Source organism: Bacillus sp. DWP3-1, from assembly GCF_049896565.1.
GTDB lineage: Bacteria > Bacillota > Bacilli > Bacillales > Bacillaceae > Bacillus.
Window position 1 is genome coordinate 259,099 of sequence record NZ_JAFCUN010000004.1, and the last position, 26,020, is coordinate 285,118.

Below are 26,020 nucleotides of genomic sequence, written 5' to 3' on the forward strand. Positions count from 1 at the left end.
GTCATGAGATTGTATGTTGGCACAAAATACGATACATTTATCGTATGAATAATCCAATCCATCCAACTCAAGAAGACATAAGACTGATTTCTGTGCTGCACGCATTGGCTGATCCAATCCGGTTAGAAATTGTCCGCTGCTTAGCAGAAGCGGGCGAGAGGACATGCGGTACGTATGAGATGAATATTGCCAAATCTACGCTTTCTCATCACTTCAAAGTGCTGAGGGAGGCAGGCGTCGTGAAAGTGAGAATTGACGGTAAACACCGCTACTATTCTTTAAGAAAAGAAGACATCGAGACCGCTTTTCCTGGACTCGTGTCATCCATTTTAGCCGTAGATAAAGAGCGGTGGTAAGCCAGCTGTCTAGTAAAGCAGCTGGCTGTTTTATTTCCCATAAATCGACTCATACAGTCTTTTCACCGCCGGCTCAATATCCTCTGGCCGCATATGAGAGAAGCCGAGGACGAGTGGAACAAAGCCTTCCTGATGCCCCGGCAATTGCTCATCAAGGGTAAAACGGTCCATCCCGTACATTTTAAGCTTTCTTTCTTTGGCTCGCTGTAAAATCTCATGCTGCGTGCGGTTTGAGCGGAACTCTGCGATAAAATGAAGTCCAGCATTTTCCCCAATAATCCGTACATTGTCAGTAAAAACCGTGTCGAGCTCTTCAATGAGCTGCTTCCGCTTTTCCTCATATAAACCATTCATTCTTTTAATATGCCGCTGATACGCCCCATCTTTTATAAAATGAAGAAGGGTGTATTGTGTAAAAAGGTTGGCTGTTTGAATGAAGAAGTGCTGTTCTTCCTTATAGCGTCTCAATAAATGCTGCGGGAGCACCATGTAGCTTAGTCTTAAGCCTGGCAGCAATGACTTTGAAAAGGTCCCCATATAAATGACTTTGTCATATCGATCCAAACTTTGCAGCGCTGGAATGCTGTCTGTACCATACTTGAATTCACTGTCATAATCATCCTCGATAATATAACGGCCGGGCTGATCGGCTGCCCAGTTTAAGAGTTGAATCCGCCGGGAAATCGGCATAATCACCCCTGTTGGGAATTGATGTGAAGGGGTAATGATTAAGACATTCGGCTGTTTTTTGTGAATGTCACTCATCCGCACCCCTTTTTGATCAATGCCAATCGTTTCAATTCGGTGATGATTGTTTTTCAGCATTTGATAGAGCCGGCGATAGCCAGGGTTTTCTAATCCGTATACTTGATCGGCTGGAAGAATGCTTGATAAAGAATGGATAAGTGATTGCGTGCCTGCGCTTAAAATGAGCTGTTCTGGGTAGCATTTGACCCCTCGCGCAAGCCCGATCAACCGGGCAATCGTTTCCCGAAGCTCGTACACACCTTGTGGATGCGGAAGCTCACCAAACGCTTCTTGATGGAGGCTGATCGCCTTTTGTTCACTTTTCAGCCAGCTTTTAAATGGAAAATTGGCTGTATCAACAGAGATATGTGAAAAGGAATACCAGTCGTCCCGTGCAATCGACTCCTCTTTTAAATCTGCTGGAAGGGACGAGGGTTTCAGCTGACCTGACTCATGAAACGTTTCTAATGACTCCACAAAAAAACCTTTGCGTTCGACCGAATATAAATATCCCTCAGCAAGCAGCTGCTGATACGCGCCATTCACTGAATTCACGCTGACGTTTAATGTATCTGCTAACTCTCGTTTAGAGGGTAATTGATCGTGCGGCTGAAGGTTTCGATTTAAAATTTCACCTTTAATTTTCGTATAAATTTGATGATAAATAAATCCGTTTGCCCCTGTTTGATCTAGTTGAATTGTCAGCATCTCGTCATTCCATCCTCTCTGGTACCATGAAAAAAATGATATTGGTACTTTCTATCATACCAAAAAATATTCAGAATAATAAAAAAGACATAAAGGGGATGGATGACAATGAGTCAAACGACAACAAACCGTTTTTCAACAGAAGAATGGCAGGGGAAAAGAGATCAATACGTCGCAAGAGGCGTGAGTAATGGCAACCGTCATCTTGCAGCGAAGGGGAAGGGTGCCGAGCTGTTCGATATCGATGGGAAACGTTTTATCGATTTTGCTGGCGCTATCGGTACTTTAAATGTAGGTCATTCACATCCAAAGGTTGTGGAGGCCGTCAAAGCACAGGCAGACAGTCTGATTCACCCAGGATTCAACGTCATGATGTACGAATCGTATATCGAATTGGCAGAAAAGCTATGCCGCCTCACACCAGGCGACCATGACAAGAAAGCCATTTTTCTCAATTCAGGTGCAGAAGCTGTTGAAAATGCGGTGAAAATTGCACGTAAATATACGAAAAGACAGGCCGTTGTGTCGTTTACAAGAGGCTTCCACGGCAGAACGAATATGACGATGAGCATGACGAGCAAGGTCAAGCCATATAAATTTGGGTTCGGACCATTTGCGTCAGAGGTGTATCAAGCACCATACCCTTATTACTATCAAAAGCCAGAAGGATTAAGCGATGCAGCCTACGATGAGTACATCATTGATCAATTCAATCAATTCTTTGTCGCAGCCGTTGCACCAGAAACCGTTGCTTGTGTGGTCATGGAACCAGTCCAAGGGGAGGGCGGATTTATTGTACCATCGAAGCGTTTTGTACAGCACGTTGCTTCATTCTGTCAGCAGCACGGGATTGTCTTTGTGGCAGATGAGATCCAAACAGGCTTTGCGAGAACAGGGAAATACTTTGCGATTGAGCACTTTGATGTGGTGCCGGACTTAATCACGGTTTCAAAATCTCTTGCGGCTGGATTACCACTGAGCGGTGTTATTGGCAGAAAAGAACTGCTTGATGCGGCAGATCCAGGTGAGCTCGGGGGGACATATGCAGGAAGTCCATTAGGCTGTGTGGCAGCACTAGCGGTTCTTGATATTATTGAAACGGAACAATTGAATCAACGATCTGAACACATTGGACAAGTCATTGAGGACAAAGCAAATGATTGGAGAACAACGTATCCATTCATTGGGGAAGTCCGCCGATTAGGGGCAATGGCGGCGATTGAAATTGTGGAAGATCAAAAAACGCGTACACCAGATAAGAAAACAGCCGCAGCGATTGCAGCATATGCAAATGAGCACGGGCTGCTCTTATTAACGGCAGGGATTAATGGGAATATTATTCGCTTCTTAACACCACTTGTCATCACAGATGAGCTGCTGAATGAAGGACTAGGGATCATCGAGGACGCCTTCAAAGCACGCTAAACAACAAAGGGGGATGGTTGTATGCAAAAACAACAAATGGCAAAAACCATGTCGCAGTCTGACGTACTGTTTTTATCCATTGGTGCAATGCTTGGATGGGGCTGGGTTGTACTTTCGGGAGATTGGATTTTAACAGCAGGATTTTTAGGCAGTGTCATCGCCTTTGTCATCGGCGGTATTCTCGTCATCTTTATTGGACTCACGTATGCTGAGCTTTCGTCTGCCATTCCAGAGACGGGAGGAGGGCTCGTCTTTGTCCAGCGGGCATTTGGGATGAAATCAGCGTTCGTCTCAGCATGGGGCGTATTGTTTGGTTATGTGTCCGTCATTACGTTTGAAGCTGTTGCCTTGCCAACTGTCATTGATTATGTCATTCCAACACAGCATGTTGGCTTCCTATGGAATATAGGGGGATGGGACGTTTATTTCACATGGGTGTTGATTGGATCTGGTGGTGCTTTATTTTTAACAGCGCTGAACTACATTGGCGCCAAGCCAGCTGCTATTTTTCAATCTGTTTTTACAGTGGCCATTATCCTGACAGGTTTTCTTCTTTTAGGCGGCGCAACATTTAACGGAAATGTAGCAAACCTTGAGCCGATGTTTCAAGGCGGAGTTGGCGGTCTCATGGCGGTTTTAGTGATGATTCCCTTTTTATTCGTTGGTTTTGATGTCATCCCGCAAGTGGCGGCGGAGATCAATGCACCGAAGAGAATTATCGGGAGAATTTTGATTATCTCCATCGTGAGTGCCGTTGTGTTTTATCTGCTCATTGTCTTTGGGGTAGCTGCTGGGCTGTCAAAAGGACAGCTTGAAGCCTCTTCATTGGCGACAGCAGATGCGATGGTGCAGCTGCTCGGTCATCAGGCGTTTGGAACAGTGCTTGTCATTGGCGGTGTAGCAGGAATTGTGACGAGCTGGAATGCTTTTATCATCGGTGCAAGCCGCATCTTATACGCTATGGCGGAAAGAGGCATGATTTCCAAATGGTTTGCGTATATTCATCCAAAGTATAAAACACCGACACATGCGATTTTATTTCTTGGTGCATTGGCCTTTTTCGCTCCATTATTAGGGCGTCCTGCCCTCGTGTGGATTGTCAATGCGGGCGGTGTCGGAATTATCGTAGGGTACTTAATAGTGTCCATTGCCTTTATGAGACTTCGCAAAGCAGAACCAGAGCTTGAGCGTCCATACCGCATTAAGTATTGGCGGACGACAGGCGTTTTAGCTATCGGGCTGAGTCTCCTTTTTCTTTCATTTTATTTTCCAGGAATGCCGGCCTCCTTATCATGGCCAGCTGAATGGATATTGCTTTTAGGTTGGGCACTCATTGGGTATATACTATATGTAATGAATCCAAGAACGAAGGAGACGGTAGAGCATGACAAACGAACTCAAAGTGTATAATCCTGCAACAGGAGAAGAAATTGCTTCAGTTGCTCAGCATACAAAAGAACAGATCGAAGACGCCATTACCCGCTCACACAAAGCATTCAAAGCATGGGCAAAAACGTCTGCGCATGAACGTGCCAATATCATTCGCAAGTGGTTTGATCTCATGATTGAACATAAAGAAAGGCTCGCGAAAATCATCACGGAAGAAAACGGGAAGCCGTATCAAGAAGCATTAGGCGAAATCGTCTATGCGGCTGGATACATTGAATGGTACGCAGAGGAAGCCAAACGGATATACGGCAGAACCATTCCGTCACATACGACGAACAAACGCCTTTTTGTCACAAAGCAGCCAGTTGGTCCTGTTGCGGCCATTACACCGTGGAATTTCCCAGCAGCCATGATCACGAGAAAGGCTGCACCAGCACTTGCAGCGGGCTGTACGTTTATTGTGAAACCTGCTGAAGACACGCCGCTGACGGCTATTGAACTTGTGAAATTAGGCCACGAAGCTGGAATTCCAGAGGATGCCCTGCAATGGGTGGTTGGAGATGGAAAAGAAGTCGGTGAAATATTCACAGATAGTCCATTGATTCGCAAAATCACGTTCACAGGCTCAACGCCAGTCGGAAAGCATCTGATCAAAAACAGTGCGAGTACAGTCAAGCACGTATCAATGGAGCTTGGCGGTCATGCTCCGCTCATCGTAGACAAAGATGCCAATCTTGAACTAGCTGTCAAACAAGCAGTGGCGTCTAAGTTCCGTAATGCAGGACAAACCTGTGTCTGTGCCAACCGCTTAATTGTGCATGAAGACATTCATGAAGCATTTGCTCAAGGCTTCAGCAAAGAAGTAGAAAAGCTAAAAGTGGGAAATGGCTTTGAAGAAGGCACATCCATCGGCCCAATTATCAACAAGCGCGGCTTTGATAAAATTGTCGGCCAAATTCAAGATGCAGTCGATAAAGGGGCGAAAATCCTTGTCGGCGGAGATACGCATTTCGATGATGAAAAGTCGTATTATTTTGTCCAGCCAACGGTTCTCACACATGTAGACCCTTCCATGAACATCATGCATGAAGAAACCTTTGGACCAGTGGCGCCGATTACGACGTTCAAAACGCTAGATGAAGCGATTGAATTAGCCAACGATACACCTTTTGGTCTTGCAGCTTATTTCTTTACAGAAAATTATCGAAACGGCCTCTACATCTCAGAGAATCTTGATTACGGGATCATTGGCTGGAATGATGGCGGCCCATCGGCTGTTCAAGCACCATTCGGAGGAATGAAAGAAAGCGGAATTGGCCGTGAAGGCGGCATCGAAGGGATCGAACCGTATTTAGAAACCAAATATGTATCCATTGGTTTAGACGAATAAACGTGAAAAAGACTGCCTGAGGAATCTTGGCAGTCTTTTTTATGTTAAACAGCCGGCGGAAAAAGCTGCTCCACCGTTTCTTTTGTTTCTTTCAGAATTTCGTGGATGTAATCTGCTGGTGCCTGCTCCATGCTGCTGAACAAAAGTCGTTCAACAGGCTCAACACCAATAAAATTGAAGACTTCTGTATCTGTTGTCATGCGATGGGAGGCGGAAATGATCCGCTTAGAGTCAAGAAAGGTCCTTGGAGCATCGTGCGTGTTGATAATGACACCTTTTTTGTGCCGAAGCAGGTTTTCAATAGCCCCCTGCTCATTGATTTGATAAGCGAAGCCCTCAGAAAAAACGCGTTCTACATAGCCCTTTAGCATAGCGGGTAAGCCTGTCCACCAAATGGGAAAAATAAACGTTAGGACATCTGCTTGCTGAATCAGCTTCTGCTCTGTTTGAATGGCAATTGGGACATCACCCCGTTTGATCGCAGCCTTTTCCAACATGCTTAGCTCTGGCGAAAAACCAAGAGCATAGACATCACGAACAGTCACTTCATGACCATTGTTCAAAAGAGTGCTGACAACAAGATCTAATAAGGTTTGATTTAAGCTTTGCTGAGGATGAGCAAATATAATTAGATGGTTCATCTTATAGCCTCCTAGGTGGTCATGTGTCTCATTATGGCATGCACCATTACCCTATTCAATCCTATGTTGGTAATAATAGGTTGGGAAAATGGAAGTTGATCGTCCTAGTTTGCAGGCAAAGCCTTGCATCTCGTGTTCAAATAAGGTGGATAGAAATGAAAGCGATCGTTTCCGTGAAAACGATCGCTTACGAATCAATTATTTCTTTCTAAAAGCAAGTCCCAGTGCAATCAGTGCTACGACTAGAGCAGCAATGGACAACCCTAGCACAAGTGGTGAGGAAGAGTTGGAGGCTGTTTCAGATGCCTTTTCTTCTTTTGGTTTTTCTTGTCCATGTGAATCCGTTACCGTATTAGATGCCACAATGTTTGTGATGGAATGCGGCTTATCAGCATCTTTATCGCCTGTCCATTCAACGACCGTTCCATCTTTATAATATTGATATGCATCCCATGCAGCTTCACCTGCTTTTTCAGGGTTTTTCGCTACAAAAACGAATTGCTGGAACTGTCCGGCAAGCACGCCTTTACCCGTTGCTTCCCAAGTCACTCTTGTCACCTTGCCATCTTTTTCTTCAGTTGACGTGTTCCATCCAGGGACTGGCTCATATTGCTGGAATTCTACACCTTTAGGTATTGTCACGACAACCTTAGTGGTTGGACTGTCACTCTCAGAAGGAACTTTTAACGTATAGGTTTCCCACGCATTTGTCGCAGACGTATCAGGCTTGACTGTGACATGAGCACTCACAGGAATCGCCAATAAAAATGAAGCGAGAAGCATTGGTAATAAAGCTTTAACGTATTTTTTCATATGGTATGAACTCCTTTTAGTTTCTTCTAATAAATGTGGTATCGATATTTTCAAAAGAACCAGTTAATGCATGGATTTCAATTTTCCAAGTACCTTTTTCATTTAACAAGAGGTTTTCAGCAGAGAAATGACCATTTTTTAATCGTTTCAGCTGAAATTCACTCGGTTTCTCTTCCCCGAATAAGGCGACTTTATGGATCTTGGCTGACACAGATTGAATATCTGTAATCGTTTGTCCATCCTTCTTCGTAAATGCGACCTCGAATGTGTTTTTCCCCGGAGCATTCGGGGTAATGCTCATGGACACAATGTCACGATGCTCCACTTGGTTTGCGCCGAAGAACGGCTCAGGTGCAGGCGGAGGAGGGCTCGGAATATTGGTGAACACAGCCGTTAATAACAAAATGGCGATTCCGATAATCCACTCAGCTCGTAACGAAACGTTTTGTTTCTGTTTCTTTTCCCATCTCAGCATCAAGTAATGGACAAGTCCTAGAAGGCCCATCAAGATAAATAAACCAAGCTTGATTAAAAAGGTTCGTCCATACGCTGATTCGAAAAGAGCATCAAACGATTGCAAAATGAAGATGGCATTCACAAATCCTGAAAACACAATGAGTCCAACAGAGAGCAGCGCCCAAGGGTGAAACGCTGTTAACGTACTCCGTATGAGCGGCTGATCTTCATTTGGCAGCTTCTTCAACAATAAAAGCACAATGGCTGTTAAACCACCGACCCAGATCGATGCAGAAACGAGATGGATGAAATCAAGTGACGTTGTCAGTATTTTATTATCGGTTGCTGCTGGATGTCCGATTTGTGCCTTCAGCCAGAGAAGCACTGCGAATAAGAGCAGTGGAAACAACCAGACCCGAAAAGATGTGAAATCCCCTTTTTTCATCGCGACTATGCTCCAAATGGTCAGAAGAACAAATGACACCATGAGCATCATCCACAAACTGCCGCCAGAAGTCGACGCAATGGTTTCTTGTAAGAGCGATGGTTGAAATGCCCCCAAAAATGACACGTCTGCCGCTGATTTTGTTTGAATCGGCAGCTGGAACACGAGTGCTCCGCCCATCATGATCAGTGACAAAGTCAAAAGCCTCTTCATTCGTTTCGCTAATACAAGTGAAATGGATGTTTTAAACCAAAACAGTCCAAATAAAATGGTCCCGAGAAATAAGCTAAACGATGTATAAAGTAAGGCTTTATCAATGGTCGAGGCTACATCGATGGATTCATTCGTTTGACCTTGATCTAATTGGTCAAAACCGCCATCCGCTTTGCCAATACTAAACGGGATCATGCCAGAGACAGAGTGTCCGTCTGCTGAAACCGCATTCCACTGAATGGTATAAATTCCTTTTGGTAAATCCTTTTTTAAAGCAGCTTCCATGATTTTTTGATCTTTAATGACCGTATCTCCTTTATCCACACGATCACCTTTTGCATTGAGCACCTTAATGGCATGAAATCCGCTTTCGATTCCTTCACTAAATGTGATAGAGACCGAAGGAGGCTGCTTCTCCAGCTCTTCATTTGCCTCTGGATTCGAGCTGACGACGTATGCATGAGCAAATGCTTCCTTTGGAATGAAAAAAGCCAACGTGACGATAAGGAGCAGAAGCCACTTACTATGTTTCAACAAGTGAATAACCGCCTTTCTACCTATGAAAATGTCTCATGTATCAGAAAGAAAGCGGCAGGAAACTGTGAGTCACAGAAAAAACCGCTCCTCCTATTGTGCCGCTCACTCTAAAAGGTAAACGAAACAAACAGCAAGATGGTTCACTTTTTCTGTGTCATGTCTGCGCAGACATTTCTTGATTGAATAGGTTTGATCATGTATAAGCCTAGTCGATTTATGAAGAGGAAACAAGAAGTGACTATTTGAAAGTTGTGAAATTCCAATGAATTTTGCATCAAAACCACGGCACGTCAACCTTTTTACTCCATTTGTCCTATGCTCTGACAGAGAATTCACATCATATTTCAATTTTGTCACACACTAAGTGACAAAGTGACATTTAGTTTCAATTGAAGGGAAAGTGAAAGCGTTTTACGATAAGGTTAAGGGCTTCACTGACACTTGTTCTTATATCTTTTGACCTATAAAGCCCTGAATAAAGGGAGAGAAGAAAGGAGTTTTCATAGATGCAGGAAAAAAGCGGATTCCGCGTAAAAGTACAGCGCTTTGGAAGCTATTTAAGCGGCATGATTATGCCGAATATTGGAGCATTTATCGCTTGGGGACTCATTACGGCATTGTTCATTCCGAGTGGCTATTTGCCAAATGAACAATTAGCTTCACTTGTTGGTCCAATGATCAACTACTTACTGCCGCTCTTAATCGGTTACACAGGCGGTAAGCTCGTATACGACCATCGAGGCGGGGTACTCGGTGCAACCGCGACGATTGGGGTCATTGTCGGTTCGGACATTCCAATGTTTTTAGGTGCCATGATCATGGGACCACTTGGCGGTTACTTGATTAAGAAAATTGATCAGCTGTTCAAAGATCGAATCAAATCGGGCTTTGAGATGCTTGTGAATAACTTTACGGCAGGGATTCTAGGTGCCATTCTTGTCGCGATTGCCTTCTACGCCATCGGCCCAGTGGTACTTGGTCTAAATAAAGCCCTTGCAGCAGGTGTAGATATCATTGTGAATGCACATTTGCTTCCGCTGGCAAGTATTTTCATTGAACCAGCGAAAGTCTTGTTCTTAAACAATGCGATTAACCAAGGAATTTTAGGTCCTTTAGGGGTGGAGCAAGCGGCAAAGACAGGGCAGTCCGTTCTGTTCTTGCTTGAAACAAACCCAGGACCAGGGTTAGGTGTTCTACTTGCGTACATGTTCTTTGGTAGAGGAAATGCGAAACAGTCTGCACCGGGTGCGATTGTCATTCAATTCTTAGGAGGAATTCATGAGATTTACTTCCCGTACATCTTAATGAAACCAAAGCTCATTTTGGCGGTTATTGCAGGGGGAGCAAGCGGCGTTCTGACCTTTTCCCTGTTAAATGCAGGCTTAAAGGCTGTGCCGTCACCAGGAAGTATTATCGCCCTCATGCTGATGTCACCAAAAGGCGGACACCTTGCTGTTCTTGCAGGTGTTGTCGTGGCAGCCGTCGTATCATTCCTTGTCGCTTCTGTGATTTTGAAGGCTTCAAAAGCTGTTGATGAGGATCTAACAGCAGCAACAGAAAAGATGCAGGACATGAAAGGGAAGAAAAGCGCTGCAGCCGCCGCTCTTACAGCTCAAAAAGAAGATGCTGAAGCAAATGAGCAAGCAGCATCTCCAAGTGATGTCAATCCAGATGACGTGAACAAAATCATCTTTGCCTGCGATGCAGGAATGGGCTCAAGTGCGATGGGCGCATCCATCTTAAAGAATAAAGTCAAAAAGGCAGAGCTTGATATTGATGTGACAAACACATCCATCAGCAACATCCCAGATGACGCCGATGTGGTCTTTACTCATAAAGATTTAACAGACAGAGCCAAGGCGAAACTGCCGGGCGCTGTGCATATCTCAGTTGATAATTTCTTAAACAGCCCGAAATACGATGAGCTGATTGAGAAATTGAAAAAATAACATGACGAAACGGGTTGAGTTCAATTTTTCTTTATTGAACTCCCCGTTTTGGTTGTTTTTCTGATTTTCCATTCTAAAAAAAGGTGTGTGATCATTCATGAAACAAGTACTTTCAAAAGACAATATTTTTCTAAACGAACAAGCAGGCTCAAAAGAAGAAGCCATTAAAAAAGCGGGCGAGGTCCTAGTGGCAAACGGCTATGTCACAAGTGATTATGTTGACAAAATGTTTGAAAGAGAAAATATCTCATCTACATTTATGGGCAACGGGATTGCGATTCCTCATGGAACAGAGGATGCGAAAGCGGCTGTCCTTCATTCTGGGATTTCCATCATTCAAATTCCAGAAGGTGTTGAATACGGAGAAGGAAATATCGCCAAAGTTGTCTTTGGCATCGCTGGTAAAAACAACGAACACCTCGATATTCTTTCTCAAATTGCGATTGTCTGTTCAGAAGAAGAAAATGTAGAACGCATCATCCATGCAAAGGATCAGGATGAACTGATCGCCATCTTTAACGAGGTGAACTAACATGAAGGCACTTCATTTTGGAGCAGGAAATATCGGCAGAGGGTTTATCGGATCTTTGTTAAAAACATCAGGCTTTGAGCTTGTCTTTACCGATGTAAATGAAGCGGTCATCAACGAGCTGAATGAAAGAGGAGAATACACGGTTGAACTCGCAGCGCCGGGTCAAAAACAAGAAGTGGTCGGCCCTGTGACAGCGATCAATTCTGCACAAGACACAGCGGCATTAACAGAGGCCGTCGCATCAGCCGATTTAATTACAACAGCTGTTGGACCAGCCGTTTTGAAGATCATAGCTTCATCGATTGCTGAAGGATTAAAAGAGAAAAAGCCTGACCATATCATCAACATCGTGGCATGTGAAAATATGATTGGAGGCAGCTCTCATTTAAAAGAAGCCGTTTTCTCTCATTTAACAGAAGAGGAACAAGAAGCGTTGTCACAAACAGTTGGTTTTCCAAACGCTGCTGTGGACCGCATTGTTCCGATTCAGCACCATGAGGACATTCTGAAAGTATCAGTCGAGCCTTTTTTCGAGTGGGTCATTGATGAGACTGGCTTTATTGGTGACGTTCCTCAGATTGAAGGAGCAACCTTTGTAAAAGATTTGACGCCGTATATTGAGCGCAAACTCTTTACTGTCAACACAGGGCATGCACTAGCTGCTTATGTCGGGTATCAGCAAGGCGTTCAAACGATTAAAGAAGCCGTCGATACACCAGAGATTCGCCGAGTTATTGAAGGAGCACTTCATGAAACAGGCAGTTATTTAATCGACACATATGGCTTTCAAAAAGAAGAACATGATGCGTATATTCAAAAAATCATCAAGCGATTCGAAAATGCTTTTATCTCCGACGAAGTCACTCGTGTCGCACGATCTCCTCTTAGAAAGCTGGGAGCAGACGACCGTTTAATCGGTCCAGCGAAAAAGATCAAACAGCCAGTGTACTTAATCAAAGGCATCGCTGCAGCTCTCGCTTATGACTTTGCCGAAGACGAAGAAGCGGTTCGTTTGCAGGCATTAAGAAAAGAAAAAGGCATTGAAGGTGTGCTGGAAGAAGTATGTGGCCTCACACCAACAGACGATCTCTATCAAGCCATTCTGAAAGAAACAGCTCGATAATCAGAAAATCCCTTTCCAACGAGTGAAAGGGATTTTTTTATGACTTTTTTAATAGTTTTCCCCGCTTGACGATATATGATGTAAGGGGGAATTTGTATATGAAAAAGAAAACGTTTGCGTCAAGAAGTGTCTTTTTTCAATTAATGTCTGCCATTATCGTGATCACGATCTTAACCGGCGGACTTGTAGGCACAACGGGGTATTTGTTAGCGAAACATGTCTTAATTGATGCCGGGAAAGCAGATTTAAAGCACATCGTCAGCGGAGCAATGGCTACACTTGCACAGTTGAATGATCGTGTAGAGAAAAAAGAACTGACGCTTGAACAGGCACAGGAACAAGCCCGTATTTACTTGAGCGGGCCTAAAAATGACAACAGGAAAGGGTACCAATTTCAAAAATCAGATTTTATTTATAAAAATAAAGGCTATCTCGTCGCATATGGAGCAGATTATTCCTCTCAAGTCCATCCTGTCAATGACATTGGCGTCATTCCAGATAATACGACCAATCGTGAAAAAATGGTCGCTGGAGCCAAATCAGAAGGCGAGGATGCACACTATGTGACCTATTTAGATAAGGACGATGCCACCGGGGAAGAAAAACAAAAGCTTGCCTATATGAGTCAGTTCACGCCCTGGAATTGGAGTATCGGTATCGCCGTCTTTCAGGATGAATTTTATAAAGAATTAGAGCAGATGAAGCTCTATATCATGCTCATTACAGCAGGTGTTGCTCTTCTCAGTCTTGGCGTCTTTTATTTAGCTGCTCGAGGAAAAGTCAGGCTGCTCAAGCAAGTCACTGCTGCTTCAAAAGAAATTGCGGCGGGGAATCTTGAACGCACGAGTTTAAAAGAAACAACAGATGAAATTGGACAGCTGGCAAAAGGCTTTAATCATATGTCAGGAGAACTCAGGACACTTGTGAGCGGTCTACAGGAAACGAGCAGCCAGCTTGTTGAATCAGCGACAGATTTATCGGCGATATCTGAAGAAACCTCAGCCAGCAGTGAAGAGATAGGCCGAGCGATTGGTGACATATCGACTGGAACGCTTCATCAGGCATCTGACCTTGATGCAGCCAATCAACAAATGACCCAGTTCAATCAATCCATCGAAAATGTCAAAGAACAAAGCGATCAAATTAAACGAATCTCTGACCAATCGAGTCAATCATCGCAGCAGGGCCAGAAAATTGTTCAGAAATTAAAACAATCAAATGAACAATCAATTCAGGCGTCTAAAGGTATTAGAACAGGAATCGACCAGTTAAGTATAAAAGTACAGGATATTTCTCAAATCACAGATACGATTGAAAGCATTTCAAATGAGACGAATTTACTTGCGCTGAATGCAAGCATTGAGGCTGCACGCGCAGGAGAGCACGGCAAAGGCTTCTCGGTTGTGGCGAGTGAAGTGCGGAATTTAGCTGAGCAGACAAAGCAATCAGCCGTTCAAATTCAGCAAATGGTACAAGGCATTAAAGAAGAAACGACGGTAACAGCCGGTATGATGTCGAGCACAATGGATCGTTTTGCTGAGTTAGATGAAGCGGTACATGCAACAGAACATGAATTCAATGCCATCTCTGCGTCAATTTCACAAACCATCGTTGAAACAGATGCAATGGCAAAAGAGCTGAATGCATTGCTGGAGCAAAACGATCTCATCACAAAAGCGATGCAAGGCGCCGCCCATATTTCTCAAGAAAATGCCGCTGCGATCGAAGAGATCACCGCATCCACAGATGAACAAGTGACAGCCATCTCCAATGTGGCAAAAGCAGCAGAAAGACTCAATGAGCTGAGTATGCGATTGAATCAGGATATTGCACGTTATCGTCTATAAATCATTTTGACTACGTGTCTCCAGTAAGGTAGTATGAAGTAAATGAAACCCTGCTCACAGGATAAAAAAAGGAGTGTTTCGGTCATGAAAAAGAAGATATTGATGTTCTTACCTTGTGGCTATGGATACTCCACTGCTGTTTTCTTTTAGAATAGATAGAAATTGGTGAAGTCTGTCTACATGAGGAAGAATCTAGCAGAAAAATCAAAGTGAGTGAGGGATATAACATGGAAAAAATCACGAGAAAAAACCCAGAAAGTATGCCGAAGCCCGTTGGCAGCTATAGTCATATCACAAGAGTACCAAAGGGCGCGGGATTATTTGTTACATCGGGTCAAGTCGGAACAGATATGGATGGACAGGTCCCATCAAGTTTAAACGACCAAGTAACCAATACATTTGAAAATATTAAAAAAATCCTTGAATCAGAAGGATTGAATGAAGAGCATGTCATCAAGGTCAATATATGGGCAACGGAAGAAATCGACTGGGATCATCTATATCCTCAGTGGGATACGATCTTTAAAACAGCTTATCCATCAATGACGGTTGCTTATGTATCAGCTTTAGGATGGCCTGAGCTGAAAATTGAAATTGAGCTATGGTGCGCCGATATATGAACCAAAAAAGAACAGTGCAAACTGTTCTTTTTTACTTGAGCTACTTTTGTAATCCATGCAGCAATAAACGTAAAGACGGTGTAGATGATGACCCAAATGAGAAAGGATTCATCCCCGCCAATGTATGTGTACATGAGAATGACGCTTGCTAACAGGACAATCAAAGTCGGCATCCAAACATTCTTCAAAAGCATTGTGCCAAAAATGCCAATCAGCACGGAAATAATGGGAAAGCCAAATACAACGAATAAGACAAACAGCCGTATCACGAATTCCTTTTAACAAGTGTTTACATCAAAACATAAAAGATCAACACTGCCATGTGCGGAAGTGCAAAGATCATAATGAGAAAGGCCGTATCAAGACGCCATATGCGGTGCTCTTTTGTTTCAGAATGATAGGCTGCCCGCGTTTCTTCCCCGCTTGTCCAAGCCCCCATTAGAAGTCCAGACATCATGACGCCAATAATAGAGATTCCACCACTGATCCACCCTATCCACTCATGGTGCTGCAAAATAATAGCGGCACTGCAAATCACAATCATTGAGCAAACACCGGCGATAAAGGCATGTTTTTTTCTCATGCTGATTCACTTCCTTCAAAGAAGATTAGGAGATGGCATCACATATTTCAATGAAATGCCCATCAGGATCAGCGACATAAGCGACGGTTTGACCCCATGGTTTCTTTGCAGGTTCTTTGATGATCGGAACCCCTTTTTCCTTCATTGATGCAATGGTTTGATCCACGTCATCCACAACAAACCCTATCTCAAACGTTTGAGAGGATTGATTTGCTTCAGGGACAGGTAATCCAAGTGCATCTTTGACATCCTGGCGTGAATTAATTGATAATGTCACGTCCCCCGTGTCAAACTCAACATAGGATTCAACCCTGAGTTTCATAGGAAAGCCAAGTACATGTTGATAGAAATGAATACTTGCCTCAACATCGTTTACATATAGAATGGTATATTTCATTTTCATGTGAAAAACTCCTCTTTTCATATACGTGTCAAAAACGGAAAGGTTTCCCACTCATTGTACCACATAGGAGATAAAGCACATTTTATTCCAAAAAAATCATTTTTTTTAGCGCAATAGTCTTGAAAAACAAAAAGTGGTGACATATGATAAAAATGTAAAAATAGAAAAAATAGGGGGATCATACATGTTGAAAAAAATCATGGTGGCTGTCTTGTCATTAGGTCTTTTACTAAGCTTTACACAAGTCGACACCCACACTGCAGATGCAAAAACGGTCAAGTCCTACAAAAACTGCAAAGCACTGAACAAAGTCTATAAAGGCGGCGTGGCAAAAAGCAAAAACACGAAAAACAAAGGCGGCAAAACAAAGTACAAGCCGTATGTGTCAAAAGCACTTTACCAAAAAAATATGCGACTTGACCGTGATAAAGACGGCATTGCGTGTGAACGCTAAGCCAATGCAAAGAGACCTGTAACAAGGTCTTTTTTCTATGGGATCAAACTCGTCCCTTTGTGCCAGCTTCCTCTTTATATTAAAATAAAGATAGTTACAAAAAATGATACAAAGTGGGGTACTCAATTTGTCCATACAAGCTGATAAGAAAGACATCCGATTGATTGCCATTGATATGGATGGCACGCTGTTAAACAGTGAACACGTCATTCCAGAGGAAAATAAACAAGCCATTAAAGATGCTGAAGCAAAAGGGGTCCATGTGGTCATTAGCACAGGGCGGACGCTGATGACATGCCGAGAGCTGGTTGAGCCGCTTAAGCTGTCTTCTTACCTTGTGACAGCAAATGGAAGTGAAATCTGGGATTCAAACTTCCAGCTGATCGAACGAGATCTGCTGCATCCTGATCACGTCCAAATGATGTGGGATCTAAAAAATAGGTTCGAAACCGATTACTGGGCTTCCACTGTGGAGAAAGTGTGGAGAGGTGAATTCCCAGAACGAATTCATGACTATGAATGGTTGAAATTTGGCTTTGATATTCATGATGATGACGTTCGTGAGGAAGTACTTAATACATTGAAAGCAAATGAGCATCTAGAGATCACAAATTCAAGTCCGACCAATATCGAAGTCAATGCAGCAGGAATTAACAAAGCTGCGGCTCTTGCGAAGGTAGCAGAACGCATTGGCTGTACGATGGACAATGTCATGTCACTTGGCGACAGCCTAAATGATATGGCCATGATTCAAGAAGCCGGATTAGGAATTGCGATGGGAAATGCGCAAGAAGTGGTGAAAGAAGCCGCTGATTGGATTACAGCTCCTAACACAGAACACGGTGTAGCAAAAGCCATCCAACATTGGGTGCTATCTAAATAAAGAACAAGATGAAAAAGCGAGAGGCGATATCCTCTCGCTTTTTTAATTTCTCCTAGTTCTATTGTTATGTTTTCTGACAATGTCATGTGCAATCTATCCAAAATTGTTATAATCAATATAAATTCGAATATTCGGACTTTATATTCCGTTATTCGGAACAACAAGGAGGGATCCTATGTATCAAGTGGATATCAACTGTGATTTGGGAGAAAGCTTTGGTCAATACACAATCGGTGCGGACGAACAAATTCTTGAATATGTCACGTCAGCCAACATTGCTTGCGGTTTTCATGCAGGAGATCCAACGGTCATGAGAAAAACGGTCAGAATGGCGCTGGATAAAGGGGTCCAAATTGGTGCGCATCCAGGTTTGCAAGATTTGGTCGGCTTTGGCAGACGTCCAATGGCGATCTCGGCAGAGGAAGCCTATGATCTCGTCGTCTATCAAATTGGCGCTCTATCAGCCTTTCTCAAGGCAGAAGGCGGCACGATGCAGCATGTCAAGCCGCACGGCGCCCTTTACAACATGGCGGCTAAAAATACTGAATTATCTGAATCAATTGCAAAGGCTGTGTATCATGTCGATCCAAGTCTTGTGTTATTCGGTCTCTCAGGCAGTGAACTTGCGTTAGCAGGTGAGAGAATTGGCCTTCAAGTGGCTCATGAAGTATTTTCTGATCGGACCTATCAAGCAGACGGGACGCTGACATCCCGCCGCGAACCACATGCACTCATTGAAGATGATGAACGGGCCGTTCAGCAGGTCGTTCGTATGGTGCGAGAAGGGAAGGTTCGTACCGTTCAAGGGGAAGATATTTCGCTTAAAGCAGATACGGTCTGTATTCACGGAGACGGCAGTCATGCGCTTCAATTTGCCAAAACCATTACATCAAAACTAAAAGAAGCGAGCATTCATCTCAAAGCCTTTCAATAAAAATCGTCATCAAAGGGGGAAACAGCATGAAAAAAGAGGTAGTCAAGCACACGAAGGCACCAAAGGGGAATCGTTCTATGCTGATGGGCGCAGCCTTTTTAATGGCGACGTCCGCAATAGGACCGGGATTTTTAACACAAACGACTGTCTTCACACAGCAGCTTGCGGCTAGCTTTGGGTTTGTCATTCTCATCTCTATTTTGTTGGATATTTTTGCACAAACGAATGTATGGCGCATCATCGCCGTGTCAGAAAAGCGAGGTCAGGATATTGCGAATATGGTTCTGCCGGGGCTCGGTTATGTGCTGGCCTTTTTGATTGTCATTGGGGGACTTGCCTTTAACATCGGAAATATCGCTGGTGCTGGTCTCGGTTTTCAGGTCATCTTCGGAGTCGATCCGCGAATCGGAGCAGGGGTCAGTGCTGTCATTGCCATTCTGATCTTTGTGATCAAAGAGGCTGGAAAAGCGATGGACCGTTTCACACAGGTAGCAGGCTTTGTCATGATCGGCCTGATGCTGTATGTGGCGATTTCAACAGCGCCGCCCGTTGGGGAAGCAGCACTCAGAACATTTGTCCCAGAAGAAATTGATATTCTATCGATTGTGACACTTGTCGGGGGGACAGTTGGCGGCTATATCGTTTTTGCTGGCGGACATCGTCTATTGGATGCTGGAATTAAAGGGAAGGATGCACTTCCTCAAGTGACAAAAAGCTCTGTTTTCGGCATCCTGATTACATCTGTGATGCGTGTCGCTTTATTTTTAGCCGTGCTAGGAGTGGTCTCAAAGGGTTTACAGATTGATCCAGCGAATCCGCCTGCTTCTGTATTCCAGTTAGCGTCTGGAAATGTTGGATATAAAATGTTCGGGATCATTATGTGGGCTGCGGCGATTACATCGGTTATTGGAGCGGCTTACACATCTGTTTCTTTCTTTAAAACCTTCTCGCCAAAAATTGAGCAAAATCAACGTGGCATTATCATCGGCTTTATTGCCCTCTCTACTATTTGTTTTATTACGATCGGACGACCTGTGAACATATTAGTTTTAGTTGGGGCGATCAATGCATTGATTTTACCTCTCGCACTTGGCACCTTGCTGGTTGCGGCCTATAAGAAAGAAATTGTCGGCGATTACCGTCATCCATTCTTTTTGACAGCGTCAGGTGCATTGGTTGTCATCATCATGGCTTTGATGGGCGGATATACCATTATGACTGAAATCCCGAAACTATGGAGTTGATTTGAATGAGTATTGATCAAACATATGAGCCTTCACAGATCAGAGAGTTGATTCGTAAAAAAGAAATCACAGGACCAACGGCGGGTTTAGCAGAGGGATATGCTCAAGCCAATTTAATGATCGTTAAAAAGGAACTTGCCTTTGACTTTCTTTTGTTTTGTCAGCGCAATCCGGCTGCATGCCCCTTACTTGATGTACTGGAGCCGGGTGATCCAGTGCCGAGACGGTCGGCACCCCAAGCAGATATTCGTACGGACTTTCCTAAATACCGTATTTACCGAAAAGGGATTCTTCAAGAAGAGGTTTCAGATATCTCTGCTTATTGGGAGGATGATATGGTTGCCTTTCTCATCGGTTGCAGTTTTACGTTTGAGCATGCGCTCATGCTGAATGATATCCCTGTTCGCCATATTGAAAACGGTCATAACGTTCCGATGTATCAAACGAATATCTCTTGTGAAAGAGCAGGGGTATTTCATGGCCCGATGGTTGTCAGCATGAGGCCCATTCCGGCGCATCAAATTACAAGAAGTGTACAAGTGACGTCTAGATTCCCGTCAGTTCATGGCGGCCCCATCCATATAGGCGACCCAGCGATGATTGGAATTGCCAATGTGGATCAGCCGGACTTTGGAGAACCATCTGTGATCAAAGAAGGAGAAGTCCCGGTGTTTTGGGCATGTGGTGTGACGCCGCAGGCCGTTGTCATGCATACAAAACCAGACATTGCGATTACCCATGCACCTGGGCATATGTTCATCACAGATCAAAGAGATCAACAGCTCGGTGTGCTTTAGAAAGAGAGGGATCCTCAAGTGGCATTTTCAACGATAAAAGATTTTATCACCTTCCACCCGCTAGGAGATGCAGCGATCGTTATCCAAGCAGGAGCAGACATATGTGAAGAGATTCACGAGCGTGTTGTGCAGCTGTTTTCGTGTATTGAGCAGCATCCATTTGCCGGATATGTGGAAGCTGTTCAAGCCTTTACAAACGTGACTGTTTTTTACGAGCCATATACCGTTTATCAATCTGCCCACCTTCAAAAAATGGACTTGTCTCCGTATGAATGGGTGAAAAACTATATTGAAACACTTCTTGAAGAGAAATGGCAGGAGGGGGTTCAGTCGAAGCGCCGCATCGTCGATATTCCAGTCTGCTACGGGGGAGAGCTGGGACCTGATTTAGAAGAAGTCGCCCGGATCAATCGTTTAACGACTGAGGAAGTCGTGCGTATTCACACTGCAGGGACGTATCTTGTCTATATGATTGGATTTGCCCCGGGGTTTCCATTTTTAGGCGGGCTGTCTGAAAAGATCGCAGCCCCGCGCAGGGAAACACCGAGAATGTCCATTCCAAAAGGATCTGTCGGCATTGCGGGAAAGCAGACCGGCGTTTACCCCATTTCCACACCCGGCGGCTGGCAGCTCATTGGACAAACCCCGCTGCCACTCTTTTACCCAGACGAGAAAGTCCCAAGTCTATTGAGAGCAGGGGACGAGGTCAGATTTGTCCAAATGTCTGAAAAGGAATTTTTCAGCATGAAGGAGGCAGAACGTTGAGTATTCATGTCATCAAGTCAGGAATGTTCACAACCATTCAAGATAAAGGTCGGAAAGGCTATCAAAAGTATGGCGTCTTAACGAGCGGCGGCATGGACCCGCTCTCACTTAGAATTGCCAACATTCTCACAGGCAACGAGGAAAACGAAGCCGTACTGGAAATAACTTTAATGGGGCCGGGTCCTGTGTTGACGTGTCAAAAGGATGAGCTTATTGCAGTGACTGGCGCTGACGTGGAAATCGACATCGATGGAGAGCCAGCCCCTTTATGGAAGCCGCTCTTTGTTCGATCAGGAAGCACGATCACCTTTGGTCCTTGTAAGAGAGGCTGCCGCGCTTACCTTGCTGTGGCAGGTGGATTCGATGTGGAGCCGGTCATGCAGAGCAAAAGCACCTATGTGAGAGCAGGAATAGGTGGACTGAACGGACGTCCGCTTGAAAAAGGAGACGTCCTGTCCATTGGAAAGCCTTCAATCGTAGCGGATCGATTGTCTGATAGGCTCAAAAGCGAAGTGAAACAGGCGGCGTACAGCGCACCCGATTGGACTGTAAGTCATACGCATTTTTTGCCGCTGCGGAAATCGCCCGTGATTCGGGTGCTGCCAGGGAGACACCTTTCTTTTTTTCAAGAAATATCTCAACACACCTTTTTCGAACAGCCTTACCAAGTCACGCCTCAATCAGATCGCATGGGCTGCCGCTTGAAGGGGGAGCCGGTTCATTTAAAAGAAAAGCTTGAATTGATTTCAGAGGCGGTTGCCTTTGGTTCTATTCAAATTCCTCCTGACGGCCAGCCGATTATTCTGCTGGCAGATCGGCAAACAACAGGAGGATACCCGCGTATTGGAGAAGTAGCGACGGTCGATCTGCCGCTCATTGCACAAGCGATGCCTGGGGCGAATCTGTATTTTAAGCGAATCGATCATCAGGACGCAGAGCAGGCGCTATTTAAGCAAGAAGCAGAATTGAAGGAGCTGGCTGCCAGAATCAAGCTGGAAGCATTCGTTTAGAAAAGGGGATGGACATGCAAAATACAAATAAAACCGTGGTGAAATCAATGGAGATTTTGCGGCTGTTTATCGCTCGTGACCAATTAACGTTAAATGAAATGATCGAGCTCTCCGGCATGCCGAAAACGTCTGTGCACCGCATGGCGAGCTCGTTAGCCGATATGGGATTATTAGAAAAACATGATTCAGGTGTTTATCGTTTAGGCCTGATGTTTCTTGAATACGGTCAGCTTGTGGCGGACCGCCTTGATATTCGGAGAATTGCAAGACCATTTATGGAAGGCTTGCGGGATGAAGTGGGAGAAGCTGTACAGCTCATCGTTCGTGAAGGAGACGAAGCCATTTACGTGGATAAAATCGAAGGGACGCAGCCTGTTCGTCTCTACACCGCCGTCGGCAGGCGCTCTCCCCTATATGCGGGTGCTTGTGCAAGAAGTATTCTCTCCTTTTTGCCAGAGCACGAGAGAATCGCTTATATTGATTCGATTGAGCTAGGGAAAATCGGAATCGGGACCATTACAGATAAAGAGGTTCTTCGAAACATACTGGATAAATCAAATGAAAGGGGCTATACGTTAAGCTATTCGGAGCTTGAAAACTATACCGCTGCGGTTGGAGCCCCTATTTTCAATCACCTTGGAGAAGTCGCAGCAGGTATTAGCATTGCAGGGTTTGAAGCAGGCTATCAAAAGGAACGCCTTCCATATTTAATTGAGCAGGTCAAAAAAGCCGCGAGTGGTATCTCTAGAGAGTTAGGCTTTCATCTAAACAAATAAAAAGCCAATGACCGTTAAGATCATTGGCTTTTCGCGTTCAGTTTATTAGAAAGTTTTTCCTAAAGCTTTTGCACGTTCGATCGCATCTGCTTTAATTTGCTCTGCTTTCGCAGGTTCAGCATTGTGACCTTCAACGATAAGACCTTCGAAGGAAGGAATTCCGAAGAAGCTCGCAATTGTACCAAGGTAACGGTGGCCTGCTTCAAGTTCAGCAGCAGGACCTTCAGAGTAGTATCCGCCACGTGCTTGGATGTGTAGAGCTTTTTTGTCTGTTAATAATCCAACAGGACCTTGCTCAGTGTATTTGAATGTTTTACCAGCTACAGCAACAGAGTCGATGTATGCTTTAAGAACTGGTGGGAATGAGAAGTTCCAAAGTGGTGAAACAAATACATATTTGTCAGCAGAAACGAATTGATCGCTTAATTCGTTTAGGCGAGCAACTTTTGCTTGCTCTTCAGCTGAAAGTGTATCGAAGCCAGCACCTGATTGCAGCTTGCCCCAGCCAGCGAATACATCTGCATCAATGTGAGGGATGTTTTCTTTGTACAAATCGATATGTACAACCTCGTCACTTGGGTTTGCTTCCTTATAAGATTCGATAAATGCTTTAGCAGTAGCCATACTGTAAGAAACTGTTTCATCATGCGGATGTGCAGTGATGTATAAAACTTTTGCCATGTTCATTCAATCCTTTCTGTTTCAGTGTTTTTTTTAGTGTATCCCAAAGATACACTGAATATGTGGCATCTTTAATCATATTGGAATGCTATGAAAAAGATGTAACAAGCACAGTTACATAAAAACTGATATTTTCATTGTAATCACAATGTAGTTTGAAGTCAAGGTATAAAGTCTCGAAATCAAGATAAAAAGTTTGTAAATTTTTCTGAAACGCTTGGAGATACGGATTTCATCATAAAAAACCTACTCCTATTGAACAAAAAAACAGTCGATCTCACAAGTAAAGAGTTTGTAAAGACGTCTCACGAAAAAAAGATGAATGCCCCTAAGCCATCTGCTACAAGCATCTGTTCTCCGATTTCGTATATATAAGAGAAGGCAGGAGAGAGTGAGGGATAAGAGTGGGACGATCCTATGTTGCGACTGGAGATTCCTTAACAGTGGGAGAGGGGGCACGTTTATTTGGCGGAGGCTTCGTTGAGCGGTATCAATGGATGCTTGAAAAAAAGACACAGGCGTCAGTCGAGCTGTCCGTATTTGCAAAGTCAGGGTTAACGACGGATCAGATTTTACAGCTGTTCAAACGATCTGATGTGAGGCTTGCTATTGCACCAGCTGACATCATCACCATCACAGGCTGCGGGAATGACCTTGTTCAAGCGATTCAGCAGTATGAAAAGGGTGAAGATGAAAAGAAACTGCTGCAAGCGACGCTGCATTGCCAAGCAAATTTCAGCAAAATGATTCAAGAAATCGCTCAGATCAAAAGAGGGCAGAAGCAGCCCTATTGCGTGTATCTCATGAATTTATATAATCCTTTTCCGCAAATACCAATAGCCGGGCGGTGGCTTCAGCAATACAATCATCAGCTTTGCTCGCTTGCGACAAATCCGCATGTAGAAGTTGTGGATGTGTACCGGGCGTTTGAAGGACATGAAAGAGAGTATTTATCGATTGATCAATTTCATCCAAACCATAAAGGATATGAAGCGATGGCAAAAGCATTGTTTCAACAATCCTGTAAACAACTGTAATCCGTTGGGGTTGCAGTTTTTTTCATCCTTTTCAATAAATGACGGTTTCGATATGATAAAAGAAACGAAGGCGAAAGAGGTGTGCAGGCATGGAGGAGATCAGTGCATATTTTCATGAAATGACAGGAACCGCTTATGAAGTAGGAAAGCAGCAGGCTGTCTGGCTTAAGGAGAACCCGTTGCTACAGACACAATATATTCGAACAGAACCGCTAGAAAAAGAGGCTGTGAAGGAAACGAAGCAGCTGATGCGCCCTTATCTTCCTCAGTTAGAAGAAGAGATAGCTGGATTTTGTGATGAACTGCAATTAGATGAGCGTTATTTGACCTTTTTCTATTCATCTCATCTTCAGCCAGGCTGTTCCCACTGCGTGAGGCAGGGGAATATGGCGGCCGGTCAACAAACGGTCATGCTGCGTAACTATGATTTCTCCCCGATATTTGATGATATGCGTCTTGTGACGACACATGTGAAGGGCTTGGCATGTCATACAGGCTCGTCGCTGCTCTTGTTTGGCAGATCTGATGGGATGAATGAGCATGGTCTTTCTGTCACATTCTCTGCTTGTGGTCCGCCGGTTGGAAATGAAGCCGGTTTAAAGGTTCCAGCAGTTGCCGGTTTGCAAGTGTATCATGTGATTCGATCTGTTCTGGAAAACTGTAGAACGGTTGAGGAAGCCATTCACTCTATTCAGGAAATGCCCGTTGCCTCAAATGTTCACCTCATGCTTGCCGATCGAAAAGGAGAAGCGGCTGTGATTGAAATCATTGATGGTCGCAAAATGGTCAGAAGACCGGAGGCAGGTTATATTGCAGCCACAAATCATCCGATTGCTGATCAAACAGCAAAAGGGATGACAAAACATCATTCTATTGTCAGATACGACATGTTGATGAAGGCTTTAGAACAACGACGACCAAGTGATTCTCTTGCTAAGCTGTTCCAGACAGAATATCCTGATGGTCTGGCTGTGCACAATTATGAGGAGCTGTTCGGAACAATGCGAACCGTCATCTTCCGCCCGGAGGAAGGAACGATGGATTATTGCTTTGGCTCTCCAGTATACAACCCGACGTATTCTTTAAAAGCTGGGGGTTCACTGCCTTTTCATGAACAAAAGGTTCAATTTCATCAAAAGGATCATGGACCGTCATTTTGGAGAAACGTATGATCGGACGTTGTATTTAATTTTGTCACAGCCCATTTGCCAAAGTCAGATCAACTTAAGATTGCATCGTTTGTTGAAAGCGTTTTATATTAA

27 protein-coding genes are annotated in these 26,020 nt (G+C 44.2%); 19 read left to right on the forward strand and 8 right to left on the reverse strand.

Going from position 1 to position 26,020, the window contains the following annotated elements; genetic code table 11:
• The first annotated feature begins 44 nt into the window (after nt 1-44).
• On the forward strand, nt 45-356 hold the full coding sequence (locus ACP7A0_RS11095; protein WP_034664461.1) for an ArsR/SmtB family transcription factor: 312 nt from the start codon (nt 45-47) through the stop codon (nt 354-356).
• A gap of 30 nt (nt 357-386) precedes the next feature.
• Here ACP7A0_RS11095 and ACP7A0_RS11100 read toward each other — a convergent pair whose 3' ends face one another.
• Nucleotides 387-1,811 carry a PLP-dependent aminotransferase family protein gene (locus tag ACP7A0_RS11100; protein ID WP_426005131.1) on the reverse strand — a complete coding sequence of 475 codons (1,425 nt, stop codon included), beginning with the start codon at nt 1,809-1,811 and terminating at the stop codon, nt 387-389.
• A 108-nt stretch (nt 1,812-1,919) separates the two neighbouring features.
• Here ACP7A0_RS11100 and gabT point away from each other — a divergent pair, with 108 nt between their 5' ends.
• Genes gabT through ACP7A0_RS11115 form a run of 3 tightly spaced genes read left to right on the forward strand, consistent with a single transcriptional unit; the run spans nt 1,920 to nt 6,015 of the window.
• Nucleotides 1,920-3,236 carry a 4-aminobutyrate--2-oxoglutarate transaminase gene (gabT, locus tag ACP7A0_RS11105; protein ID WP_066031324.1) on the forward strand — a complete coding sequence of 439 codons (1,317 nt, stop codon included), beginning with the start codon at nt 1,920-1,922 and terminating at the stop codon, nt 3,234-3,236.
• Between the two features lie 21 nt (nt 3,237-3,257).
• Nucleotides 3,258-4,646 carry an APC family permease gene (locus ACP7A0_RS11110; RefSeq protein ID WP_060595547.1) on the forward strand — a complete coding sequence of 463 codons (1,389 nt, stop codon included), beginning with the start codon at nt 3,258-3,260 and terminating at the stop codon, nt 4,644-4,646.
• A complete protein-coding gene (locus ACP7A0_RS11115; protein WP_106071737.1) occupies nt 4,621-6,015 on the forward strand; it encodes an NAD-dependent succinate-semialdehyde dehydrogenase in 1,395 nt (464 codons plus the stop codon). The genes ACP7A0_RS11110 and ACP7A0_RS11115 overlap by 26 nt, the downstream gene beginning before the upstream one ends.
• A 44-nt stretch (nt 6,016-6,059) precedes the next feature.
• Here the strand turns inward: ACP7A0_RS11115 and ACP7A0_RS11120 are convergent, their stop codons facing one another.
• The 3 genes from ACP7A0_RS11120 to ACP7A0_RS11130 all read right to left on the reverse strand — a co-directional run bounded on the left by ACP7A0_RS11120 (nt 6,060) and on the right by ACP7A0_RS11130 (nt 9,120).
• On the reverse strand, nt 6,060-6,656 hold the full coding sequence (locus ACP7A0_RS11120) for an NAD(P)H-dependent oxidoreductase (protein ID WP_106031594.1): 597 nt from the start codon (nt 6,654-6,656) through the stop codon (nt 6,060-6,062).
• Between the two features lie 198 nt (nt 6,657-6,854).
• The gene (locus tag ACP7A0_RS11125) at nt 6,855-7,469 is read right to left on the reverse strand and encodes a YcnI family protein (RefSeq protein WP_106031595.1); all 615 of its coding nucleotides are present in this window, start codon (nt 7,467-7,469) and stop codon (nt 6,855-6,857) included.
• A gap of 16 nt (nt 7,470-7,485) precedes the next feature.
• Complete coding sequence (locus ACP7A0_RS11130; protein WP_426005135.1) at nt 7,486-9,120, reverse strand: copper resistance CopC/CopD family protein; 1,635 nt, start codon at nt 9,118-9,120, stop codon at nt 7,486-7,488.
• A gap of 506 nt (nt 9,121-9,626) precedes the next feature.
• Here ACP7A0_RS11130 and ACP7A0_RS11135 point away from each other — a divergent pair.
• From ACP7A0_RS11135 to ACP7A0_RS11155, 5 genes are all read left to right on the forward strand, one after another.
• On the forward strand, nt 9,627-11,069 hold the full coding sequence (locus ACP7A0_RS11135) for a PTS mannitol transporter subunit IICB (protein WP_106031597.1): 1,443 nt from the start codon (nt 9,627-9,629) through the stop codon (nt 11,067-11,069).
• Nucleotides 11,070-11,166: 97 nt separating this feature from the next.
• Nucleotides 11,167-11,601 carry a PTS sugar transporter subunit IIA gene (locus tag ACP7A0_RS11140; protein ID WP_034664060.1) on the forward strand — a complete coding sequence of 145 codons (435 nt, stop codon included), beginning with the start codon at nt 11,167-11,169 and terminating at the stop codon, nt 11,599-11,601.
• 1 nt (nt 11,602) lies between these two features.
• Complete coding sequence (locus ACP7A0_RS11145; protein WP_060595553.1) at nt 11,603-12,724, forward strand: mannitol-1-phosphate 5-dehydrogenase; 1,122 nt, start codon at nt 11,603-11,605, stop codon at nt 12,722-12,724.
• 98 nt (nt 12,725-12,822) lie between these two features.
• Nucleotides 12,823-14,571: a methyl-accepting chemotaxis protein gene (locus tag ACP7A0_RS11150; protein WP_426005138.1), complete on the forward strand. Its 1,749-nt coding sequence runs from the start codon at nt 12,823-12,825 to the stop codon at nt 14,569-14,571.
• A 227-nt stretch (nt 14,572-14,798) separates the two neighbouring features.
• Nucleotides 14,799-15,191, forward strand: coding sequence for a RidA family protein (locus ACP7A0_RS11155; protein WP_060595555.1), 393 nt, complete (start codon nt 14,799-14,801; stop codon nt 15,189-15,191).
• Here the strand turns inward: ACP7A0_RS11155 and ACP7A0_RS11160 are convergent.
• The 3 genes from ACP7A0_RS11160 to ACP7A0_RS11170 all read right to left on the reverse strand — a co-directional run bounded on the left by ACP7A0_RS11160 (nt 15,125) and on the right by ACP7A0_RS11170 (nt 16,177).
• On the reverse strand, nt 15,125-15,385 hold the full coding sequence (locus tag ACP7A0_RS11160; protein ID WP_426005233.1) for a DUF2651 family protein: 261 nt from the start codon (nt 15,383-15,385) through the stop codon (nt 15,125-15,127). The genes ACP7A0_RS11155 and ACP7A0_RS11160 overlap by 67 nt on opposite strands.
• Before the next feature lie 95 nt (nt 15,386-15,480).
• Nucleotides 15,481-15,774: a DUF5316 domain-containing protein gene (locus tag ACP7A0_RS11165; protein WP_426005140.1), complete on the reverse strand. Its 294-nt coding sequence runs from the start codon at nt 15,772-15,774 to the stop codon at nt 15,481-15,483.
• 25 nt (nt 15,775-15,799) lie between these two features.
• The gene (locus ACP7A0_RS11170) at nt 15,800-16,177 is read right to left on the reverse strand and encodes a VOC family protein (protein ID WP_066031314.1); all 378 of its coding nucleotides are present in this window, start codon (nt 16,175-16,177) and stop codon (nt 15,800-15,802) included.
• 184 nt (nt 16,178-16,361) lie between these two features.
• On the opposite strand from ACP7A0_RS11170, the gene ACP7A0_RS11175 reads away from it, so the two are divergent.
• The 8 genes from ACP7A0_RS11175 (at nt 16,362) to ACP7A0_RS11210 (ending at nt 23,040) form a co-directional block, all read left to right on the forward strand.
• Nucleotides 16,362-16,631: an excalibur calcium-binding domain-containing protein gene (locus tag ACP7A0_RS11175; protein WP_080769491.1), complete on the forward strand. Its 270-nt coding sequence runs from the start codon at nt 16,362-16,364 to the stop codon at nt 16,629-16,631.
• 103 nt (nt 16,632-16,734) lie between these two features.
• Nucleotides 16,735-17,514: a Cof-type HAD-IIB family hydrolase gene (locus ACP7A0_RS11180; RefSeq protein ID WP_411266005.1), complete on the forward strand. Its 780-nt coding sequence runs from the start codon at nt 16,735-16,737 to the stop codon at nt 17,512-17,514.
• 175 nt (nt 17,515-17,689) lie between these two features.
• Nucleotides 17,690-18,448, forward strand: coding sequence for a LamB/YcsF family protein (locus ACP7A0_RS11185; protein ID WP_106073084.1), 759 nt, complete (start codon nt 17,690-17,692; stop codon nt 18,446-18,448).
• Between the two features lie 26 nt (nt 18,449-18,474).
• Nucleotides 18,475-19,692, forward strand: coding sequence for an NRAMP family divalent metal transporter (locus ACP7A0_RS11190; RefSeq protein ID WP_426005144.1), 1,218 nt, complete (start codon nt 18,475-18,477; stop codon nt 19,690-19,692).
• Between the two features lie 5 nt (nt 19,693-19,697).
• Entirely contained in the window at nt 19,698-20,489 is a 792-nt protein-coding gene (locus tag ACP7A0_RS11195) for a putative hydro-lyase (protein WP_106071741.1), read from the forward strand.
• A gap of 18 nt (nt 20,490-20,507) precedes the next feature.
• A complete protein-coding gene (gene pxpB / locus ACP7A0_RS11200; protein WP_375566894.1) occupies nt 20,508-21,254 on the forward strand; it encodes a 5-oxoprolinase subunit PxpB in 747 nt (248 codons plus the stop codon).
• The gene (locus ACP7A0_RS11205; protein ID WP_034664037.1) at nt 21,251-22,264 is read left to right on the forward strand and encodes a biotin-dependent carboxyltransferase family protein; all 1,014 of its coding nucleotides are present in this window, start codon (nt 21,251-21,253) and stop codon (nt 22,262-22,264) included. The genes pxpB and ACP7A0_RS11205 overlap by 4 nt, the downstream gene beginning before the upstream one ends.
• Nucleotides 22,265-22,278: 14 nt before the next feature.
• Nucleotides 22,279-23,040: an IclR family transcriptional regulator gene (locus ACP7A0_RS11210; protein WP_426005147.1), complete on the forward strand. Its 762-nt coding sequence runs from the start codon at nt 22,279-22,281 to the stop codon at nt 23,038-23,040.
• Nucleotides 23,041-23,085: 45 nt separating this feature from the next.
• Here the strand turns inward: ACP7A0_RS11210 and ACP7A0_RS11215 are convergent, their stop codons facing one another.
• Entirely contained in the window at nt 23,086-23,721 is a 636-nt protein-coding gene (locus ACP7A0_RS11215; RefSeq protein ID WP_034283819.1) for an FMN-dependent NADH-azoreductase, read from the reverse strand.
• Between the two features lie 404 nt (nt 23,722-24,125).
• Here ACP7A0_RS11215 and ACP7A0_RS11220 point away from each other — a divergent pair, with 404 nt between their 5' ends.
• Both ACP7A0_RS11220 and ACP7A0_RS11225 read left to right on the forward strand, forming a co-directional pair.
• Nucleotides 24,126-24,758: a GDSL-type esterase/lipase family protein gene (locus ACP7A0_RS11220; RefSeq protein ID WP_426005149.1), complete on the forward strand. Its 633-nt coding sequence runs from the start codon at nt 24,126-24,128 to the stop codon at nt 24,756-24,758.
• 89 nt (nt 24,759-24,847) lie between these two features.
• The gene (locus tag ACP7A0_RS11225; protein ID WP_226509355.1) at nt 24,848-25,930 is read left to right on the forward strand and encodes a C45 family autoproteolytic acyltransferase/hydolase; all 1,083 of its coding nucleotides are present in this window, start codon (nt 24,848-24,850) and stop codon (nt 25,928-25,930) included.
• The last annotated feature ends 90 nt before the right edge of the window (nt 25,931-26,020 follow it).

What these genes read in the sequence shown, in the direction of transcription:
- ACP7A0_RS11215 (WP_034283819.1), bottom strand. Translation starts at nt 23,721, where the DNA reads ATGGCAAAAGTTTTATACATCACTGCACATCCGCATGATGAAACAGTT.
- ACP7A0_RS11145 (WP_060595553.1), top strand. Translation starts at nt 11,603, where the DNA reads ATGAAGGCACTTCATTTTGGAGCAGGAAATATCGGCAGAGGGTTTATC.
- ACP7A0_RS11160 (WP_426005233.1), bottom strand. Translation starts at nt 15,385, where the DNA reads ATGCTTTTGAAGAATGTTTGGATGCCGACTTTGATTGTCCTGTTAGCA.
- ACP7A0_RS11225 (WP_226509355.1), top strand. Translation starts at nt 24,848, where the DNA reads ATGGAGGAGATCAGTGCATATTTTCATGAAATGACAGGAACCGCTTAT.
- ACP7A0_RS11210 (WP_426005147.1), top strand. Translation starts at nt 22,279, where the DNA reads ATGCAAAATACAAATAAAACCGTGGTGAAATCAATGGAGATTTTGCGG.
- gabT (WP_066031324.1), top strand. Translation starts at nt 1,920, where the DNA reads ATGAGTCAAACGACAACAAACCGTTTTTCAACAGAAGAATGGCAGGGG.
- ACP7A0_RS11115 (WP_106071737.1), top strand. Translation starts at nt 4,621, where the DNA reads ATGACAAACGAACTCAAAGTGTATAATCCTGCAACAGGAGAAGAAATT.
- ACP7A0_RS11195 (WP_106071741.1), top strand. Translation starts at nt 19,698, where the DNA reads ATGAGTATTGATCAAACATATGAGCCTTCACAGATCAGAGAGTTGATT.
- ACP7A0_RS11190 (WP_426005144.1), top strand. Translation starts at nt 18,475, where the DNA reads ATGAAAAAAGAGGTAGTCAAGCACACGAAGGCACCAAAGGGGAATCGT.
- ACP7A0_RS11095 (WP_034664461.1), top strand. Translation starts at nt 45, where the DNA reads ATGAATAATCCAATCCATCCAACTCAAGAAGACATAAGACTGATTTCT.
- ACP7A0_RS11185 (WP_106073084.1), top strand. Translation starts at nt 17,690, where the DNA reads ATGTATCAAGTGGATATCAACTGTGATTTGGGAGAAAGCTTTGGTCAA.
- ACP7A0_RS11170 (WP_066031314.1), bottom strand. Translation starts at nt 16,177, where the DNA reads ATGAAAATGAAATATACCATTCTATATGTAAACGATGTTGAGGCAAGT.
- ACP7A0_RS11155 (WP_060595555.1), top strand. Translation starts at nt 14,799, where the DNA reads ATGGAAAAAATCACGAGAAAAAACCCAGAAAGTATGCCGAAGCCCGTT.
- ACP7A0_RS11175 (WP_080769491.1), top strand. Translation starts at nt 16,362, where the DNA reads ATGTTGAAAAAAATCATGGTGGCTGTCTTGTCATTAGGTCTTTTACTA.
- ACP7A0_RS11140 (WP_034664060.1), top strand. Translation starts at nt 11,167, where the DNA reads ATGAAACAAGTACTTTCAAAAGACAATATTTTTCTAAACGAACAAGCA.
- ACP7A0_RS11120 (WP_106031594.1), bottom strand. Translation starts at nt 6,656, where the DNA reads ATGAACCATCTAATTATATTTGCTCATCCTCAGCAAAGCTTAAATCAA.
- ACP7A0_RS11110 (WP_060595547.1), top strand. Translation starts at nt 3,258, where the DNA reads ATGCAAAAACAACAAATGGCAAAAACCATGTCGCAGTCTGACGTACTG.
- ACP7A0_RS11100 (WP_426005131.1), bottom strand. Translation starts at nt 1,811, where the DNA reads ATGCTGACAATTCAACTAGATCAAACAGGGGCAAACGGATTTATTTAT.
- ACP7A0_RS11135 (WP_106031597.1), top strand. Translation starts at nt 9,627, where the DNA reads ATGCAGGAAAAAAGCGGATTCCGCGTAAAAGTACAGCGCTTTGGAAGC.
- ACP7A0_RS11180 (WP_411266005.1), top strand. Translation starts at nt 16,735, where the DNA reads ATGATACAAAGTGGGGTACTCAATTTGTCCATACAAGCTGATAAGAAA.
- ACP7A0_RS11150 (WP_426005138.1), top strand. Translation starts at nt 12,823, where the DNA reads ATGAAAAAGAAAACGTTTGCGTCAAGAAGTGTCTTTTTTCAATTAATG.
- ACP7A0_RS11165 (WP_426005140.1), bottom strand. Translation starts at nt 15,774, where the DNA reads ATGAGAAAAAAACATGCCTTTATCGCCGGTGTTTGCTCAATGATTGTG.
- ACP7A0_RS11125 (WP_106031595.1), bottom strand. Translation starts at nt 7,469, where the DNA reads ATGAAAAAATACGTTAAAGCTTTATTACCAATGCTTCTCGCTTCATTT.